The sequence below is a fragment of the Amycolatopsis sp. WAC 01416 genome, from assembly GCF_003947485.1.
In the GTDB taxonomy this organism is placed as follows: domain Bacteria; phylum Actinomycetota; class Actinomycetes; order Mycobacteriales; family Pseudonocardiaceae; genus Amycolatopsis.
In genome coordinates this window covers 319,207-337,052 of record NZ_QHHX01000004.1, presented here as the reverse complement: position 1 = coordinate 337,052, position 17,846 = coordinate 319,207, and the positions used below count along the sequence as shown (strand labels likewise).

Annotated in this window: 11 protein-coding genes; 7 read left to right on the top strand and 4 right to left on the bottom strand. The window is 70.8% G+C overall.

What is annotated here, in order from left to right:
• The first annotated feature begins 19 nt into the window (after positions 1-19).
• The 6 genes from eccCa to mycP all read left to right on the top strand — a co-directional run bounded on the left by eccCa (position 20) and on the right by mycP (position 8,980).
• A complete protein-coding gene (gene eccCa / locus DL990_RS15330; RefSeq protein ID WP_125799085.1) occupies positions 20-3,982 on the top strand; it encodes a type VII secretion protein EccCa in 3,963 nt (1,320 codons plus the stop codon).
• Positions 3,983-4,081: 99 nt separating this feature from the next.
• Positions 4,082-4,456, top strand: coding sequence for a hypothetical protein (locus DL990_RS15325; RefSeq protein WP_125799084.1), 375 nt, complete (start codon positions 4,082-4,084; stop codon positions 4,454-4,456).
• A 41-nt stretch (positions 4,457-4,497) separates the two neighbouring features.
• Positions 4,498-5,877, top strand: coding sequence for a hypothetical protein (locus DL990_RS15320; protein WP_125799083.1), 1,380 nt, complete (start codon positions 4,498-4,500; stop codon positions 5,875-5,877).
• Between the two features lie 10 nt (positions 5,878-5,887).
• The gene (locus DL990_RS15315) at positions 5,888-6,322 is read left to right on the top strand and encodes a hypothetical protein (protein ID WP_125799082.1); all 435 of its coding nucleotides are present in this window, start codon (positions 5,888-5,890) and stop codon (positions 6,320-6,322) included.
• Positions 6,323-6,332: 10 nt separating this feature from the next.
• Complete coding sequence (locus tag DL990_RS15310; RefSeq protein ID WP_233620483.1) at positions 6,333-7,556, top strand: hypothetical protein; 1,224 nt, start codon at positions 6,333-6,335, stop codon at positions 7,554-7,556.
• Positions 7,557-7,693: 137 nt separating this feature from the next.
• The gene (gene mycP / locus DL990_RS15305) at positions 7,694-8,980 is read left to right on the top strand and encodes a type VII secretion-associated serine protease mycosin (RefSeq protein WP_233620482.1); all 1,287 of its coding nucleotides are present in this window, start codon (positions 7,694-7,696) and stop codon (positions 8,978-8,980) included.
• Positions 8,981-9,920: 940 nt separating this feature from the next.
• On the opposite strand, the gene eccB is transcribed toward mycP, so the two are convergent.
• Positions 9,921-11,354, bottom strand: coding sequence for a type VII secretion protein EccB (eccB, locus tag DL990_RS15300; protein WP_125786718.1), 1,434 nt, complete (start codon positions 11,352-11,354; stop codon positions 9,921-9,923).
• Positions 11,355-11,358: 4 nt separating this feature from the next.
• A complete protein-coding gene (gene eccD, locus DL990_RS15295) occupies positions 11,359-12,735 on the bottom strand; it encodes a type VII secretion integral membrane protein EccD (protein WP_125799081.1) in 1,377 nt (458 codons plus the stop codon).
• 101 nt (positions 12,736-12,836) lie between these two features.
• On the opposite strand from eccD, the gene DL990_RS15290 reads away from it, so the two are divergent.
• Positions 12,837-14,255, top strand: a complete 1,419-nt coding sequence (locus DL990_RS15290) for a protein kinase (protein WP_125799080.1) — start codon at positions 12,837-12,839, stop codon at positions 14,253-14,255.
• Positions 14,256-14,549: 294 nt separating this feature from the next.
• On the opposite strand, the gene DL990_RS15285 is transcribed toward DL990_RS15290, so the two are convergent.
• Together DL990_RS15285 and DL990_RS15280 are read right to left on the bottom strand one after the other, a co-directional pair.
• Complete coding sequence (locus tag DL990_RS15285) at positions 14,550-16,721, bottom strand: transglutaminaseTgpA domain-containing protein (RefSeq protein ID WP_125799079.1); 2,172 nt, start codon at positions 16,719-16,721, stop codon at positions 14,550-14,552.
• Positions 16,718-17,845, bottom strand: a complete 1,128-nt coding sequence (locus tag DL990_RS15280) for a DUF58 domain-containing protein (protein WP_125786722.1) — start codon at positions 17,843-17,845, stop codon at positions 16,718-16,720. Before DL990_RS15280 ends, DL990_RS15285 begins: the two co-directional genes overlap by 4 nt.
• Position 17,846: the final 1 nt, after the last annotated feature.

Below are 17,846 nucleotides of genomic sequence, written 5' to 3'. Positions count from 1 at the left end.
ACCGGCGAACGATCGCGGTGTGACGACCATCGTGGTGAAGAGACCGGCCAGGAGGCCCGCCCCGGAGTTGCCGGCAGGCGAGCTGATCCTGCAAGCACCTCCGGAGATCCCGCCGCCGCCCGCGCGGCAATGGCTGCAGGTGCTGACGGTGATACCGATGGTGGCCATGATGGCCGCGATGATGCTGATGTTCTCCGGCAGCATGACCGGATCGATCCGGTTCGTCGTGTACGGCCTGATGGGCGTCGGCATGCTCGGCATGGTGGTGACCGGTTTCCTGCAGGGCGGCGGCCCGAGCAAGCGGGAGATGGGGCATGCCCGGCGCAAGTACCTTCGCCAGCTGGCCCAGCATCGGCTGCGACTGCGGCGCTCGGTGCGCGGGCAACGCGACGCGATGGAGTATCTGCACCCGGATCCGGAGTCGCTGTGGTCGCTGGCCGCCAGCTACCGGCTGTGGGAGCGGCGCAAGGACGACCCGGACTTCGGCATCGCCCGGATCGGCACCGGTCCGCAGGCCCCGGCGACCACCCTGGTCTCGCCGGACACCAAACCGCTCGAAGAGCTGGAACCGTTGTCCGCGTTGGCTTTACGCCGGTTCATCACCACGTACACGACGGTCGACGGACTGCCGCTGGGAATCGCGATCAACGGCTTCAGCCGGATCTATCTGCGTGGTGACCGGGCGCGGCATCTCGGCATGCTGCGCGCGATGCTTGCCCAGCTGTCCACCTTCCACTCGCCCGACGACCTGCGGATCGCGGTGTGCGTCGGCGAGCGGGAGCGCGAGGAGTGGGAATGGATCAAGTGGCTACCGCACGCGCTGCACCCGGAACGCACCGACGCGCTCGGTCCGCTTCGCCTTGTCGCACCGACGATTCCGGCCCTGGAGGCGATGCTCGAAGAGGAGCTGGCCAGGCGCCCGAGGTTCGACCCCGAGGTGGACACCAGGGTCTCCGGCCCGCAGCTCGTGGTCGTGCTGGACGGCGGCTCGATGGCAGGGTCGGACCACCTGATGACCGGCGGCGGCGTCGAGGGCGTGACGGTGGTCGACCTGACCACGATGCCGCCGAGGGCCCTGGACCGGACCACCGTGGTGCTGGCCGTGGCCGAGGACGGCGATCTGGTCAGCGAGACGATCGACGGCGAGATCCCGCTCGGCAAGGCGGACGCGCTCGGCGCGGTGGCCGCCGAAGGGCTCGCCCGGCAGCTCGCCCCGCTGCGGCTCACCGCGGGCGTGCGCGGTGACGCGCCGATGACCAGCGAACTCGGCCTCGCCGAGCTGCTCGAACTCGGCGACCCGTACGAGTTCGATCCGGCCGACACCTGGACGCCCCGGCCGAACCGCGACCGGCTGCGGGTCAAGATCGGGATCCACCCGGACGGGGCACCGATCGAGCTCGACCTCAAGGAATCCGCGCAGGACGGCATGGGCCCCCACGGCCTGCTGATCGGCGCGACCGGTGCGGGCAAGTCCGAACTGCTGCGGACGCTGGTGCTGGCGCTGGCCGCGACACATCCACCGAGCTCGCTGAACTTCGCGCTGGTCGACTTCAAGGGCGGCGCCACCTTCACCCGGCTGGACTCGCTGCCGCACACCAGCGCGGTGATCACCAACCTCGCCGAGGAACTGCATCTCGTCGACCGGATGACCGACGCCATCAACGGTGAACTGATCCGCAGGCAGGAACTGCTGCGCGCGGCCGGGAACTTCGACTCGCTCCGCGACTACGAGAAGGCCCGCGCGGCGGGCGCGCCGCTGCCCGAGGTGCCGACCCTGCTGGTGATCTGCGACGAGTTCTCCGAATTGCTGTCCGCCAAACCGGATTTCATCGACATGTTCGTCCAGATCGGCCGGTTGGGCCGGTCGCTCGGGGTGCATCTGCTGCTCGCCTCGCAACGACTGGACGAGGGCAGGCTGCGCGGCCTCGAAGGACATCTCTCCTACCGGATCGGGCTGCGGACCTTCTCGGAGATGGAGAGCCGGACGGTGCTCGGCATGCCGGACGCGTTCCGGCTGCCGAGGGCGCCCGGCCACGGTTTCCTCAAAGTGGGCACCGAACAGCTCGACCGGTTCCGCTCGGCCTACGTTTCCGGCGTTTACCAGCGTCAGACCGGACGCGCGGCTTCCCTTACCTCGCAAGAACAACTGGTGTTACGCGAGTACACCACGCACTATCTGGCCGCCGAGCTGGACACCGGCGACGAACCGGAGACACCCGAACCGGATCAGGACGCCGCGGTCGGCGAAACCCTGCTGGACATCCTGGTGGATCGGTTGCAGGGCCAGGGCACACCGGCACATCAGGTGTGGCTGCCGCCGCTCGACGAGTCGCCGACGCTCGACGCGATCCGGCCCGCGCTCACCACCGACCCAGTGCGCGGGCTGACCACCGAGCGGCCCGGCGGGCTGCGGCCGGTGATCGGCATCGTGGACCGGCCGTACGAGCAGCGCCGCGATCCGCTGCGGCTCGACCTGTCCGGCGCGGCCGGGCACGTGCTGGTGATCGGCGCGCCGCAGACCGGCAAGAGCACCACGCTGCGCACGCTGATCAGCAGCCTCGCGCTCACCCACACCCCGCGCGAGGTGCAGTTCTTCTGCCTCGACTTCGGCGGCGGCACGCTCGCTTCGATCGCCGGCCTTCCCCATGTCTCCGGGGTGTCCGGGCGGCTGGACACCGGCGCGGTGCGCCGTACCGTCGCCGAGGTGGCCACCGTGCTGGCGCAGCGGGAACGGCTGTTCGCCGAGCACGGGATCGACAGCATCGTCACCTATCGCAAGCTGCGTGCCGAGGGCCGGTTCGCCGACCAGCCCCACGGCGACGTGTTCCTGGTCGTCGACGGCTGGCAGACCCTGCGCAGCGAGTTCGACCAACTGGAAGAGACGGTCGGGGACATCGCCGCACGTGGCCTCTCCTACGGCGTGCACCTGTTGGTGAGCTGTGCTCGTTCGTTCGACCTCCGCATGAACGTCCGGGACCTGTTCGCCAGCAAGCTGGAACTGAAGGTCGGCGACCCGATCGACTCGCTGATCGACCGGCGCGCCGCCATGGGGGTGCCCTCGGGCGCCCCCGGCCGGGGCATTTCGATGAGCAAGCACCAGATGCTGGTGGCGCTCCCCCGGATCGACGGGTCCGCGAGTACCGAGGACCTGGTCGGTGGGATCGGCGCTCTCGTCGACGCGGTCCGGTCGGCCTGGCCTGGCGAGTCCGCGCCGCCGGTCCGGCTGCTTCCGGGAACGTTCCCGTTCGAGGAGCTGCCCGAGGCCGACGAGCTGACCGGCGCCGACGCCGGGCTCGCGGTCGGCATCCACGAGAAGGACCTTTCCCCGATGCGGCTGGACTTCACCGCCGATCCGCACTTCTTCCTGCTGGCCGACACCCAGTCCGGCAAGACGACGTTCCTGCGCGCGCTGGCGCGCCGGATCGAGGGCGCGTACACGCCGAGCGAAGCCAGGATCATCCTGATCGATCATCGACGCGCGCTGCTCGGCGAGGTCGGCGAGGACTACCTGCTCGGATACGGCACCAACGACGCGCAGAGCGGCGAACTGCTGGCCGAGGTGGCCGCGTCGATGGCGAAGCGGCTACCCGGCGCGGACGTCACGCCGGAACAGCTACGGGCGCGGAACTGGTGGCACGGACCGGAGATCTTCGTGCTCGTCGACGACTACGACATGGTGGCCACGCACGAGAAGCATCCGCTGATGCCGCTGCTGTCGCTGGCGGCGCAGGGCTCGGACATCGGCCTGCACGTGGTACTCGCCCGCCGCTCCGGCGGCGCGGGCCGAGGGCTGTTCGAACCGTTCCTTTCCCGGCTGCGGGAGGTCGGCACGCCCGGGCTGATGATGTCCGGTGACCGGGACGAGGGTCCGCTGCTCGGTGGTATGCGCGCCCAGGTACTCCCGCCCGGCCGCGGCTGGCTGGTGGATCGCCGTGGCCACAAGGGTTTGGTCCAGCTCGCCTGGCTCCCGCCCAAGGTGTAGCCGTCCGTGGCCGGAAGCTGCCGGAGCCGCCATCGCGGCCGCTGTCGCTGGTTGGCTTGGGAAAACACGAATATCCGAGGAACGGCACTGGAGGTGTTCATGGGCGGCAAGGTCGACGTGTGGATTCCCGCGCTGGAAAAGTTCGCGACCGAGGCGCAGAGAATCCTGCCCGCTCCGGCGATCGATCGGGAGCCGATCAAGGAATGCGGTGGCATGCCGGAATGTGCGGCACTGGCCGGCGCCGATCAGTTCGTCACCGACGCGCTGAAGTCCTTTCTGGAGAAGGCCGGCCCCGGCGTGCAGCTCTTCGGCGTCATGGCGGGCAAGAGCGCGAGCGCCTACCGGGCCGCGGGCGAGGCGGCACAGTCGGCGGTGCTGGCGGCCACCAGCCGCCCGCCGCAGACGGAAACGGGCCCCGCGGTGGTGCCGCCGGACATCCCGTACCTGGGGAACCCGTCGGGACCACTCGTGTGACCGGACATGCCGCCCCAAGACACCCCGACAGGACTTGACCGATGGAATACGAAAAAGTCAATTTCGACGTGCAAGTGAAAATGTTCCAAGCGGAGCTGCAGTACACCTACCCCGCGCTGATCGCGGCCAAGGCCATGTGGGAGCAGGCGCGGACGTGGGTCGACGACGCCCAAGGATTGCTCCAAACGGCCAACAACAATCTCCGGGGCCCCAACTGGGACGATGAGGTGGGGCGGTCGTTCGTCAACTGGGTGGATGAGGTCAGCAAGGCAGGGCTCGGTTCTTGGGGAGGGCTGGAACAGGCACCGGCACCGGCACCGGCGGACGCGCCGAAGAGGCCCACCGGCAGCATCACCGAATCCGCCCTCTTCCTGAAGATGGACGCGCTGCAGGCCGAGATGGATGCGACCCGGTCGATCATGAACGCGTGGATCGGGAGGGTGAACGCCAAGACCGACCCGGACGAGCGAACGAAGGAAGCCGAACTGGCCCGGGCGGAGGTAGGCGGACGGCTGAACCAGGTCGCGAAGCAATACGTGTTCACCGGGCACGCCATGCTCGCCGCCCGGGGCCGTCCCTGGAACGGGCCGACCCAGCTCGGCTCGGGACCGGGCTACAACCAGGATTCCGGGCTCGGCAACGGCTCCGGTACGCCGAACGCCGGCGACCTTCCCGGGGAGGATCCGGGAACACCGGACCCCACGACGCCCGAGCAGCCGAGCGAACAGAATCCCACCAGCAGCCCGGTGGAAGACGCCACGGAAACCCTCAGCGCGCTGAGTGACGCGTTGTCGGCGGCCGAGCAACTGCTCGGCGGATCGGGCGCCGGAACTCCCGAGCTCCCCGACCTTTCCGGCATCGACCCATCGAAACTGGGCGACTATGCGGATTACGCCGGTTACGCCGACGGCGGCACGTCCGGCCTTCCCTCGCTGGCCGGGATGCCGGACACCGCGGGGCTTTCCGGTACGGGCGGTGCCGGTGCGGGCGGCGGAACCGGTGTGGGCGGTGGTGCCGGAGCGATCCCCGGCCCGGGCAGCTCGATGCCAGGAGCCGGGCTGAACGCGGGTGCCGCACCGATGGTGTCCGGACTGGGCCGCGGTTCGGCCTCCGCCGCGGGTGCGGCAGGCGCGGGCGGGATGCCACCGCCGATGATGCCGAACAACGGGGCCGGGAAAGGTGAGAACGGCGGCATCAAACCCGGCGACGCGGAACGACCCGTCGGACGGCAACGCGGCAAACCCGCGGGAACGCCGGGGGTGCCGCTGCTCGGGCGGGCGGTCAACGGGAAACGGAAGTCGCCGCCCGCCGCGCCGCAACGCCAGTGGGACCCGGAGAGCAACACGGTGCAGCTGCTCGACGAGGAGCTGTGGCAAGTGAACCAACAGGACAACGCGGCGAAATTCCGCTCCGGACACTGAGGAGGGGCACATGCCCGGAACAGAGATCAACGGCGATCCCGTCGCGATGAGTGCGTTCTCCCAGCATCTCACCGCGCCCACGATGCCACCGTCACTGATGCAACGGCTGGGCACGATGCCCAGCCTGGCCGGTTTGTTCGAGGGCGTCGCGATGTCCTTGCTGGACAAGGCGGCGACCGCGAGCATGCTCGCGCTGCTGACCAAGATGACCGAGGAGATGGTGACCTACTCGGGAAAGGTCGGCGCGGCCGCGAGCGCCTACTCCGCCGCCGAGGTGGCCAGCGCGCTGGAACTGGCGAGCGCGACGGTCAAGGTCGCGAACCAGGGGATGTCGATCCTCAAGCAGACCGCGAGCTCGCTCAACCAGGCGGACTCCGCCGCCGGTGCCACCGATGACACCGGCGCGGCCGCGCAGCCGTCCACCGTCCAGCCCGACTCGGTCTGAGGAGCGAACCGTGATCCCCTACAACATGCTGCCCATCGAGATGCACGTGGAGATGATCAAGGCCGAAAACGGCAACATCTCGGTGCTCACCGACGCGGCACGGATGTGGACAGAAGTGCGCGGCTGGATCGACGCAGCCCAGGTGGAGTTGCACACCAGAGTGGCCGAGCTTTCTCCACAGTGGACGGACGAGAACGGCCGGGCGATGGAGGAGAAGACCCAGCGGACCCTTGCCGAGCTGAAGATGTGGGGCGAGCGGATCGACGCGGCGCAGCCCGCCGCGGCGCTGAACACGCTCGCCACCTCGATCCCGGCGACCGCCGCGGCCGTCGCCGGTTTCTACAGCAGCTACCTCGCGGCGATCGGGATCCCGGTCGGCCTCGGCGCCGCGGCCGCGGCGGGCTTCCAGCAGTTGTCGGCCACCGCGATGAACACGCTCGCCGCCGAATTCGACATGTCGATCGGACAGGTGGTCGCCGCGTCCGGCGTGCGGAACCCGGCCGAAGTGCTGCCCGCGCAGCAGGTTTCCGCGGAGGGCAACTCTCCGACCGATGTGCTCAAGGCGGCCACCGCCGGGATGACGACGCTGCAGGAGCTGCAGGACCTCAGCTCGTCGCTGACCTCAGGCGGTTCCGGCGGGGCGACGGGACTCGATTCGTCGGCGCTGGGCCAGAATATTCCCGGCTGGTCCGCGGACGGCGGCCCGTCCCTGGCAGGACTCACGTCCACCGTGCCACCGGTCAACCCCGGTCTGCCCGCCGGTCTTCCCGGCGCGGGCCTGCCGCCGGTCTCCGGCGCGCCGGTCGCTTCGGGGCTCGGCCTGCTCGGCGCCGCCGGGACGGGCGCCGGCGGCCTGCCGATGTCGAAAGCGGCCGTGTCGAAACGCGCCGCGCAGAGCATCGCCGAAGGTGCCCCCACCGCGGCCGGGACGAACACCGGCGCGACCGCCAAACCGGCCACCGGTGGCGGCACACCACCGATGATGCCGCCCGCCTCCGGTCACGCTTCCCCTCCCGGAACCCTCCAGCCCGGGGCCGCGAACCAGCCGACCGGCCGCGCCGGCTCGTCGAGGAAGACGGCCGAGGGAACCGAGGGCGTGCCTGCCGAACTCCGCGGCCGTTCCGGCAGCGGAGATCAGGCTTTCGGCCGCCGGCAACCGAAACGCCCGCGCACCGGCGAATCGGAGTCCACCTCGGTGCAACTCCTCGACAAGGAGTTGTGGCACACCACGTGATGAGCTGATCGGGATCGGCGACGGCCGAGGGACGACGGGGCACCGGAAACGCCCGTCGCCCTCGGCCGTCGTCGTTCGGGTGGCCGGTTGCGGCCACGAACCTGTCTCCGAGCGGTATCCGCCCGGACGATTGCCTCATGAGACGACTCCGGATGTCCGCCGTCGCCGCCGTGATGGCCGCGGCGGCCGTTCAGGCCCTCAGCGGCGGGGGGATGGCGCACGCGGCGCCGCCGCCCGGCGTCTGCCACGATCCGGACCCGGCGCGGCCCCCCGTACGAGCACAACCGTGGGCCCAGCAATTGCTGAGCCCACAACGGGTGTGGCCGTACAGCAAGGGTTCCGGGGTCCTGGTCGCGGTGGTCGACTCCGGCGTCGACGCCGATCACCCACAGCTCGCCAGGCCGGGCAAGGTCCGCGCCGGCCGCGACTTCCATCAGGCGGGCTCCCTTCCCGGAGCGTTCGACTGTGTGTCGCACGGCACCGGCGTCGCCGGCGTCTTCGCCGCCGATCCGGCGGCCGGTATCGGTTTCCACGGGGTGGCCCCGGACGCGGAGATCCTCCCGGTACGGATCAGTGACCGCGACTTCGACGACCGGGGCGGATCGCTCCGGATCGATCCGCAGGTCGTGGCCAACGGCATCCGCTACGCGACGGATCAGGGGGCAAAGGTGATCAATCTTTCCCTTGCCGGTCAAGACGACTTCGCCGTCATCCGGGACGCGGTCGCCTACGCGGTGTCCAGGGACGCGTTGGTGATCGCCGCGGCAGGTAACACACAGCGCGAATCGACCACCGAACTTCCGTCCTACCCGGCCGCGTACGACGGGGTCCTCGGTGTCGGCGCCATCGACATCGACGGGGCGTTGATGCCCGGTTCCCAGATCGGCCGCTACGTGGACATCGTCGCCCCTGGCGCCAAGGTGCTCGCTCCGACGCGGGCGGGCGGGCACGTGTACACCGATGGCACCAGCTACGCCGCGCCGTTCGTTTCCGGCACCGCGGCACTGGTCCGGTCGGCTTGGCCGCGGCTGACCGCTCCGGAAGTGGCGCGCCGCTTGATGGCGACCGCGAACCCGGCGCGCGGCGGTCTGCACAGTCAGGCGTTCGGGGCCGGTGTGGTCGACCCTTACCGGGCGGTGACCGACAGCATGGACACCGACGCCCCTGGAGCGTTGCCTGCCCTCGTTCCCACCCCACCGGACCAGGGACAGCTCGATCGCGCCGCGGCCCGTGAGAACAGCGCGACGGCGGCGAAATGGCTCACCGTCGTCGCGGGCGTCGCGATGGTGCTCGCGCTCCTGGTGGCGGTGCTCCGGCCGCGGGGACGCAGACGCGGCTGGCGTCCGGGCCGCGCGGCGGCGGTGGCCGCCGAACCGGCCGTCATCGAACCTCCAGAACAGATCTTCCTGCTCTCCAGGGAGTGACCGGACCGCCAGGTGTCGATGACGCCTGGCGTTTCTTGGCCGCACCCGCGGTGCGCGAGTTCCGCCTCCAAGCACGCGAGTTCGCGCGTGGGGTCGTGAGTGAGAAAAAGGGTTATCGAGGGGTAGGGCAAAAGTGTCGGGTCGCGGGGAGTCGCTCGCGGCCGTGGGCACCCAGGTGTCGCGAAAGCCACTTCCGGGACCGCAGGCGTCGCGAAAGTGGCTTTCGCGACGCGTCTCGGCCCTGAGTTCAGCGAAGGCACCGGAGTAGCGAAGGCGCCCTTCTTCACTACCGCACCCCTGCACCCGACGTTGCGAAAGCCACTTTCGCAACGTTGAACGTTGCCAAAGTGGCTTTCGCAACACAACCCAACCACGAGTTCCGCGAAGCCACCGCAGTAGCAAAGCCCCCTTCATCGCCACCGCACCCCTCCACCCGACGCTGCGAAAGCCACTTTCGCAACGTTGAACGTTGCCAAAGTGGCTTTCGCAACACAACCCAACCACGAGTTCCGCGAAGCCACCGCAGTAGCAAAGGCCCCTTCATCGCCACCGCACCCCTCCACCCGACGCTGCGAAAGCCACTTTCGCAACGTTGAACGTTGCCAAAGTGGCTTTCGCAACACAACCCAACCACGAGTTCCGCGAAGCCACCGCAGTAGCAAAGGCCCCTTCATCGCCACCGCACCCCTCCACCCGACGCTGCGAAAGCCACTTTCGCAACGTTGAACGTTGCCAAAGTGGCTTTCGCAACACAACCCAACCACGAGTTCCGCGAAGGCACCGCAGTAGCAAAGCCCCCTTCATCGCCACCGCACCCCTCCACCCGACGCTGCGAAAGCCACTTTCGCAACGTTGAACGTTGCCAAAGTGGCTTTCGCAACCCGCCACCTTCGCCTTACCCCCAGTAGACAGAAGATGTCCCTTGTGGACGCTCAGGGCCTCAGCCGCCCAGGGTCTGGCGCCGGGCGGCGGCGGGATCGAGGCTCGGGCCTTCGGGCAGTCGCGCGACCAGGCCGGCGGGGAGCCGCACCGGACGTGCCGACGGGTAGCCAAGCATCTTCAGCACGTCGGGTGAAGCCAGCGGATAGCGGCGCCCCAAGTCGGTCACGACCGTCAGCGTCCCGGCGGGAGCCTGCGCCGAAGGCATCGCCTCGACGACGATCGCGCTGCCGGGCGGCACGTGGACGCGGTCCGCGAGCGGGGTCCCGGACGCGGTCCGGCGGGCGGTGGTCGACATCGGATCCGCGGGCGGCAGCGTGGGATCGACGGTCAGCGAAGGGGCAGTGGAACCGTCGCCGAAGGTGGCGCACACGGTGGTGTCCTGGTCGCGCAGGCGCGCGATGGCCGGACGGGTGGCGGGTGCCGAGCCCGCTTCGGCCTGGACCGGGTCCAGTTGCCGGGACATGGTCGCCAGCGAAGGCGGCAGCGGCACGGTTTTCGGCTCCGTGCCGGGATAGGCGGCCATCATCTGGGCGCTCGCGCGCTGGACGTCGTACTGCAGTTCGGTGATGGGCCGCAGGGCGTCCCGTTCGGCGAGGTAGTGCTGCTGTCCGCCGCCGGAGGTCTGCACCATCAGCAGCATCCCGTTCCGGATGTCGGTCCGGCCCGGCACCGCGGTGGACACCTCGCCCGCCGCCGCCACCGGGAGCGGGCCGATCGGCGTGCCTTCCGGGAGTACGTCGAGCCACGCCCGGCCGACCCGCGCCCACGGCTCGGCGGTGAGCGCTAGTCCGGTGCCGACGGCGCCGTAGTCGTTGATCCGGTGCCGGTGCCCGCGCCATACGACGAACCGGTCGCCGGTCGACGTCGATTCCACCAGCAGCGCCTGGTCCCCCAGCGCCGCGCCGCCCGAAGGCGAGGCGCCCGCCAGCAGCACCGACTCCTCGATCCGGCTGCCCGCCAGGTCGCTCGCGGGCGCTGAGCACAGCGACCACGATCCGGTGAGCAGCTTTCCGGGGCCGGGCAAGCCGTCCGGTGCGTCGGCGATGCCGATGCGGGGCCCTCGCGGGACTCCGGCGAGCGAGTCGCGCGAAACCCGTTCCGTCGTGCCGTGTTCCCCGAGCAGCAGCAGCGCGGACGCGTAGTTGGCGACGGGATGCAGCCGTTCACCGAGGTAGACGTAGCGGGTCCCGCTCTCCTTCTCCACGATGACGGCGGCGTTCTTGCGCCAGGCGTTGTTGCCGCCGGGCACGATCATCCCGTAGACCCCGACGCAGGCCAGCGCCACGATCGCCAGCGCGACACCGGCGAAGGCGGCACCGGACGGACGGCGGAACGGCGGCTGCTCCGGGTCGGTCTCCCTGGTCACAAGCGCGGAAATGGCTCGCTGCACCAGGAATTGGTACGCCTGCAGTTGATCTCGTTTGGACGCCATGGTTTCAGCCCCCCAGTCCGCGCACGTAGCCGTACAGGCCGAGCACCGAACACGCCACCGGGACGACGGCGATCGTCACCAGGATCTCGAAGTACTCGGCGATCCTGCCGAGGTACGGGTTGGCGGCGCGGGTGCTCAACACGACGCCGGAGGCGATCACGCCCGCGGCCACCGCCAGTGACAGCGGACCGGCGAGGACGAGCAGCAGCGAGCGATCCGCCATGAGCGGCCCCGCCAGCAGGCATCCGGCGCCGAAGATCCCGGTCACCAGTAGCGGCACCCGCTGCCGCAGGATCGGGTACAACCGAGCCCGCACCAGGAACCCGGCCGCGAGCAGGGCGACGAGGACGACCGCGGCCTCGCTGTCGCTGCGGATCAGCTGCATTTGGCAGTACATGACGACGATCGCCGCACCGCCCAGCATCCCGGTGAGCAACGCGTCCGCTCTGGCCACGGCGGCGTGCACGAGTTCGAGTGGTGGCTGGGGATCGTCGCGGACGAGGTCCGCGGTCGACCGCGGCAGCACCGGCATCGGCACCCGGCCGAGCCGCAGCGCCAGCGGAGCGAACGTGGTCGAGAGCATGAGCACGCCGCCGCCGATCACCGCCGCCGACCGGTAGCCTGCCAGATCGTCGAAGGTGGCCAGCCAGCCGCCGAGCACCCCGAGCAGCCCGACGGTGGCCGCCCCGGTGAACAGTTCCGGCGCGGCGACCACCCCGAGCCGGCCGACGACGGCCGTGAGCAGCAGCGCCGCGCTTGCCAGCAGCAGATGACCGGCGGACAACGCGCCGATCGGGTCGTCGCCCGCCAGCAACAGGCCGCCGCCGGCGAAGGCGAACGGCAGCGCGACGGCGGCGACGACCGCCCCTGCCCCGGCGTCACGCAGTGCCCGCGCGAGCAGGACACCCGCGGTCAGGAGCAGCGCGGAAACCGCGAGGGCCCACGCCGCCGGCGTCGTCCACGGCGGTCCCGCGCGCACCACCGCGACCAACCCGAACAGGGCGGCCGCGGCACCGGCCGCCAGCCCCGCACGGCGCGTATGCCGCGGCCCCCAGGCCCGGCCGCCCGATCCGGTGGCGATCGCGTCCACGAGGTCGTCGTACTCGAGCTCCGGCCATTCGGCGCGGCGCGGCGTCAGATGGAGGATCTCCCCGTCCCGGACCCGGTGCGCGCCCAGCGTCCGGTCCGGATCGAAGGCGGATCCGTCGGCGCGGCGCAACTGCCAGCCGCCGCCGGCGACCCCGTCGTCGGCCATCCCCTCGCCCGCCCGCGCGAGCAGGCCGGGGAGGATTTCGGCGACGGACGCGTGTTCCGGCAGCGCCATGTCGATGCGCCGGTGCGGAGTGGTGATGGTGACCCTGACCAGGCCGGCAGTCTGCATGGGAGAAGGGTCGGCCAGCGGACGGGCCACCGGGCCCCGGCGGCAGGAACCTGCCGCCGGGAAAGTACGCCGAATCGGGCTTCTTGCGCGACAATGGGGTCATGAGCATCGAGACAGGCGTCGGCGGACCGCGGCTACTCGCCCAGGGTCCCATCGCCACCGTCTACGCGGGCCGGGATCCCGTCACGGGCAACGACTTCGCGGTCAAGATGTTCCCCGGCACCTTCGACCGCGAGACCTCCGCGTGGCTCGAGCGCGAGCGGAAGGCGCTGACCGCCGTACGGGCGACGCGTTCGGTCCTGCAGATCGACGAGGTCCTGACCCGGTCGGGCCGGTCCGGTATCCGCCGCGAACTGTGTCCCGGTTCACTCGCCGGTCTGCTGGATTCCGGTGCGCGGCTGGGTGTTCCCGACGTGCTCGCCCTCGGCGCCTCGATCGCGTCGGCACTCGCCGCGGCGCACGGAGCGGACGTCCTGCACGGCGGGGTGAGCCCGCACAACGTGCTGTATCGCGCGTCCGGCGAATTCGTGCTCGCCGACTTCGGCGTGGCTCTGCGGCGGCGATTCCCGCGCGATCCGATGTACGCGGTCGAGTACACCGCGCCGGAAACCCTGCGCGACGACACACTTTCCCCCGCGTCCGACCTTTATGGACTCGGCGCGGTGCTCTACGCCGCGCTGACCGGAACGCCGCCCTTTCCCCGGTACACCGGGCAGCAGCCCGGCGAGCGGATCCTCCAGGTGCTGCGGGAACCGGTGGCGCCGATCAAGGAGACGGGCGTCCCTAGGGAACTCTCCGCGACGATCCTCCGGTTGCTGGCCAAGGAGCCGGCCGACCGCCCGCGCGACGTCGCGTCGCTGGCACGGCTGTTCACGAAGCTGCGCTCGCCCGGCGGCGAGGTCGTCACCGGGGAATCCTTCGACGTGCCAAGCGAAGAAGAACCTGTCGACGTCGAATTCGACGACTTCGCCGAGGCGCACCGGCCCGTCGCCGCGCCGGTGCACGCGGCTCCGGCGCCGGTCCAGGTGGTGCAGGCGCCGCCGCCGGGTGGCCGCACCCTGATCCGGGAGTTCAGCGGTCCGCTCAAAACCGAACGCAAGCTCCCTTGGAAGACCGTCGCGCTGGCGGGCGCGGGCGTGCTCGCCGCCGGGCTGGCCGTGGTGCCGCTGGTCCTCGACCCGGCGGAGATCGGCGGGCAGGCCGTCCCCGTGGCGGCCGCGATCCCGCCGCCCTCACCGGTTTCCGCGCCGGCGCCGGACGTGAAGCTGGCCCTCGCGCCGCCGAAGGACCAGAGCGATCACGTGCAGCTGACCTGGACCGCGGAAGGCGAACTGGACTTCGTCGTGATCATGGCGGGCGAGCGGATCGAGACGAAACAGCTCGTCGCCCACCGCCAGCGCAGCCTCGACGTCCCGGTCGACCCCGCGCGCCGGTACTGCTTCCAGCTCAGGGCGACCGACGGCCGCCACATCTACACCACCGAACCGGTCGCGATCCGCGGCGCCCGCTGCAACCCGTGAGCGACCTGGCCGCGGCCAGTACCGAATCGACGGTTTCGCGTGATTGAACGGACGGCACACGTGATCCGACGGACGACACACGTGATTGGACGGACGACACGCGCGCGGCCGTGCTCCGCCTCGAGTCGTCCGTCCAATCACGCGTGTCGTCCGTCCCGACACGTGTGTCGTCCGTCCGATCACGCGATACCGCCATCCGCACTCGCCGGAACGACCGAACTCGCGTGATCGGAGGCGTAACTCGCGTGATCGGGGGCGTAACTCGCGTGATTGGGGGCGTAACTCGCGTGAGCGTCAGCGATCTTCGCGGGACTTGATCGGCACCAGGGTCCGCGGCTCGAGTGCCGCCAGCACCCGAGCCGCGAACGGTCTGGTGGCCAGGCCCCGGCGTACCTCGCCGACCTCCTGCCACGCCCGCCGGACGGCGCCGTCGCCCACCGGGACGCCGGACCACAGCGTCACGTCCAGCACCTTGGCCAGCCGGGCGACCGGCTCGCGGATCCCGTCCCCGGCAAGCGATCCGGCCGATTCGGCGAGGTCGCGCGGGGTCATCCCGATCCGGAACGGCACACCGTGCGCGCGCAACCGGTCGCGGATCTCGTCCCAGGCGCCGAGCACCCCTTCGGCACCGGAGCGGCGGCGTCGCCGTCGCGCACGGAAGACCTTCGCGGCCGGAACCCCGATGAGCCACATGAGTCCGAAAAGGACGACCCCCGCGGCGACGGCGATCCACCACCGGCTCGCACCCGCGTCGGCGGTCTGGTCCTCGGCGTCCTCCGACGGCGTTCCCGGCGGGAGCTGAGGCGGCCGCAGTTGCTGTTCGGCGGGCAGCTGGGCCCTCGCCTTGGCGACCGCTTTGCCGGGGCCCGCCGAACTCTGGGCGGCCTTGCCCGCCTTGGCGGTCGGGTCGAGCGCCACCCAGCCCGCCCCGGCGACCGCGACTTCCGGCCACGCAAGGACGTCGCGGTTGCGGACGACGTGCATCCCGCCGTCGATCTCGGACGGACCGCGGAACCCGACGACGAGCCTGGCCGGGATGCCGTTCATCCGCGCCAGCGCCACGTACGCGGCGGCGAACTGCTCACTCGTCCCCCGCTTGCTCTCCAGCAGGAAGTGCCGCAGCTGCGGCCAGCCGTGCCCGGTCGGCAGCTCGTCGGTACCCGCCGCGACCTGATAGTTCGTGCTGAGGAAGCGTTCCAGCTGCAACGCGGTCTGGAACGTCGGGCGCAGACCGCGTACGGCGTCCTTGGCCACCTGCTCGACGTCCGGCGGCACCGCACCGAGACCGCCGAGACCGCCAGGGGCCCGCGCGTCGACCTCGCCCGAACCGAGATCGATCTCGGGCGAAGACCAGCTCAGCCGGTAGTTCCGTTCGCGGTCCGCCGACGGCGACTCCAACATCAGGGTGCCCGCGGACTGGTCCACCAGCGGTGTCACACCGTCCACACCGGTCAGTCCCTGATGACTCGGCAGCCAAGGCCCCGAGAGTCCGCGCACCTTCAGTTCGGCGGTGCCACCCATGCCACCGGGAGCTCCGTCGAGGCCCGCGCCGAGCCGCTGGAACCGGGAATCGGGCAGCCAGTTCACACCGTCGAAACCGTTCAGCACGATCAGCCGCCACTGCTCGACCGGGGTGTCACCGCGGTAGCGGAACACCTCCTCGTCCGGCCGGACGAGTCGCTGGGCGATCTCGTTCAGCGGGTTGCCGAGCCTGCCGCGCGGCGGCGGCGCGGCCTGGGTGTCCTTGAGCGTCAACGGATCACGGCCGATCGGATCGAGCGCGGCGAACGCGACCGCTCCGGCGACGAGTGCGACCACAGTGGACAGTGCGGGCCAGATCGCCGATCCCGTCACCCGCCAGGACCGCGACACCCCCGGTGCCCGGCTTGCGGACCGGACGCGGCGACCCGACCACAACAGGAGTCCGGCGGGCAGCGCGTATCCGAGCGCCGCCGTCATCGCGACGACACCCGTCAACGCCTGGTACGCCTGCGCGAGCCCGGCGACGGCCAGGCTCGGCACGAGCGCGACCAGCGGCTTCTTGAGCCGCAGCACCAGTTCCAGCCCGAGCACCACGGCCAGCAGCACCGACAGCGGGACGAACAGCAGCTGTTCGGGGATCGGCCGCGCGGGCCAGGTGGACTGAAGGGTGAGCTGCCAGCCTTCGGTGAAGCCGCGCGCGATCCCTTGCAAAGAGGCGCCCGTGGGAAGGAACGCGAACGTGGTCGAGGTCAGCACCGTCTCGATCAACCCGAGCAGGCCGAACAGCGCGACGAGCAAAGGCCGGTAGGGCACGAGTTTCGGGAACTTCGCGGTCAGCTCGGCGCAGCCGTAGCCGACGAGGACGACCACGAGCACCGGGACGAGCAGCGGCGCCCAGCCGAACACGGGCGCGAACAGCAGTCCGGCGACGCCCGTCGCGCCGAGCAGCCCGGCGACCGCGATCCGATCGAATCCGGCGCTCATGCCTTCGCCACCAAGGAATTCCATTGAGCGGCCGCGCCGGCGGCGTCGACCGCGATGATCACGCCGCCGGACCCCGCAGACGGCCTGAGGTCACCGAGCCGGACCACGGTGTCGGGCCGCCAGCGGGCCGCGTGGCCGAGATCGGCGTCCGGGCCGGTGATCACCACCAGCACTCCGCCAGGGCGTTCGGCGGCCGCCAGCACCGAGGGCAGCAGCGGCGCGTCGTCCGCCGCGTCCTGGGTGACGAGCGCGAGTTCGTCCAGCAACGTCCTCGCCGCGCGCACGCCGCTGTCGGTCAGCGTGTCCGCGCCGGCGGCGGTGATCAGACGGCAGTGCTGTCCCGCCGACGCCGACGCGTAGAACAGGGACGCCGCCACCTCGACGGCCTCTTCGAAAACGGCCGGGCTCATCGACGCGGGCCGCGTGTCGAGCACCGCGGTGAACCGGGGCTGGGCGGGGTCGGCGTACTCGCGCACCATGAGCCGGCCGGTCCTGGCTGTCGCCTTCCAATGCAGATGCCGGACCTCGTCTCCGACCACGTACTCCCGCACCGCGCGCAGATCCGCCGAACCGCGCAGCGGCGGGTCGGTGATCGGACCTTCGTGGTGGTGGCGTGGATGACCCGCCTGCGCCGCGCGCACCGAATGCCGTCGCGGATGCACCCACAACCACGCGGTACCGCCGACGGTCTGGTCGCCGCGGGCGAGGTCGAACAGGTCGGGCCGATGCACCACGAGCGGGCCGACCCGCAGTTTCCCGCGGGTCGTCGTCGGCAGTTCGTAGTGGTACGTCGCTTCCGCGCCGGGGGCGAGCGGGCGGACCCGCAGGCGATGCGTTTCGCTCCCGATCCCGTCGCCGGCGGCGAAACCGCCGTGCCGTCGCGCACCGGTGTTGCGCACGACGAGCGAGGCCAGCGCGGGTTTCCCGCGCTCGACCCTGTCCGGCTGGACGGTGCGGCCGATCTCCACCCGAGGCCGGAATCTGGTGGTGGCCAACGCGATCAGCACCGCGCCCGCCGCGATCCCCGCGAAGGCACGGAAGAAGGTGTACCCGGCCAGTTCGCCGAGGGCGTAGAACCCGGCGGCGAAGGCCAGCACGATGACGCCGCGGCGGGTGAGCCGCACG

Bases quoted from the DNA above. Each gene is read 5' to 3' on its own strand.
- DL990_RS15325 (WP_125799084.1), top strand. From the start codon at position 4,082: ATGGGCGGCAAGGTCGACGTGTGGATTCCCGCGCTGGAAAAGTTCGCG.
- DL990_RS15320 (WP_125799083.1), top strand. From the start codon at position 4,498: ATGGAATACGAAAAAGTCAATTTCGACGTGCAAGTGAAAATGTTCCAA.
- DL990_RS15315 (WP_125799082.1), top strand. From the start codon at position 5,888: ATGCCCGGAACAGAGATCAACGGCGATCCCGTCGCGATGAGTGCGTTC.
- mycP (WP_233620482.1), top strand. From the start codon at position 7,694: ATGAGACGACTCCGGATGTCCGCCGTCGCCGCCGTGATGGCCGCGGCG.
- eccB (WP_125786718.1), bottom strand. From the start codon at position 11,354: ATGGCGTCCAAACGAGATCAACTGCAGGCGTACCAATTCCTGGTGCAG.
- eccD (WP_125799081.1), bottom strand. From the start codon at position 12,735: ATGCAGACTGCCGGCCTGGTCAGGGTCACCATCACCACTCCGCACCGG.
- DL990_RS15290 (WP_125799080.1), top strand. From the start codon at position 12,837: ATGAGCATCGAGACAGGCGTCGGCGGACCGCGGCTACTCGCCCAGGGT.
- DL990_RS15285 (WP_125799079.1), bottom strand. From the start codon at position 16,721: ATGAGCGCCGGATTCGATCGGATCGCGGTCGCCGGGCTGCTCGGCGCG.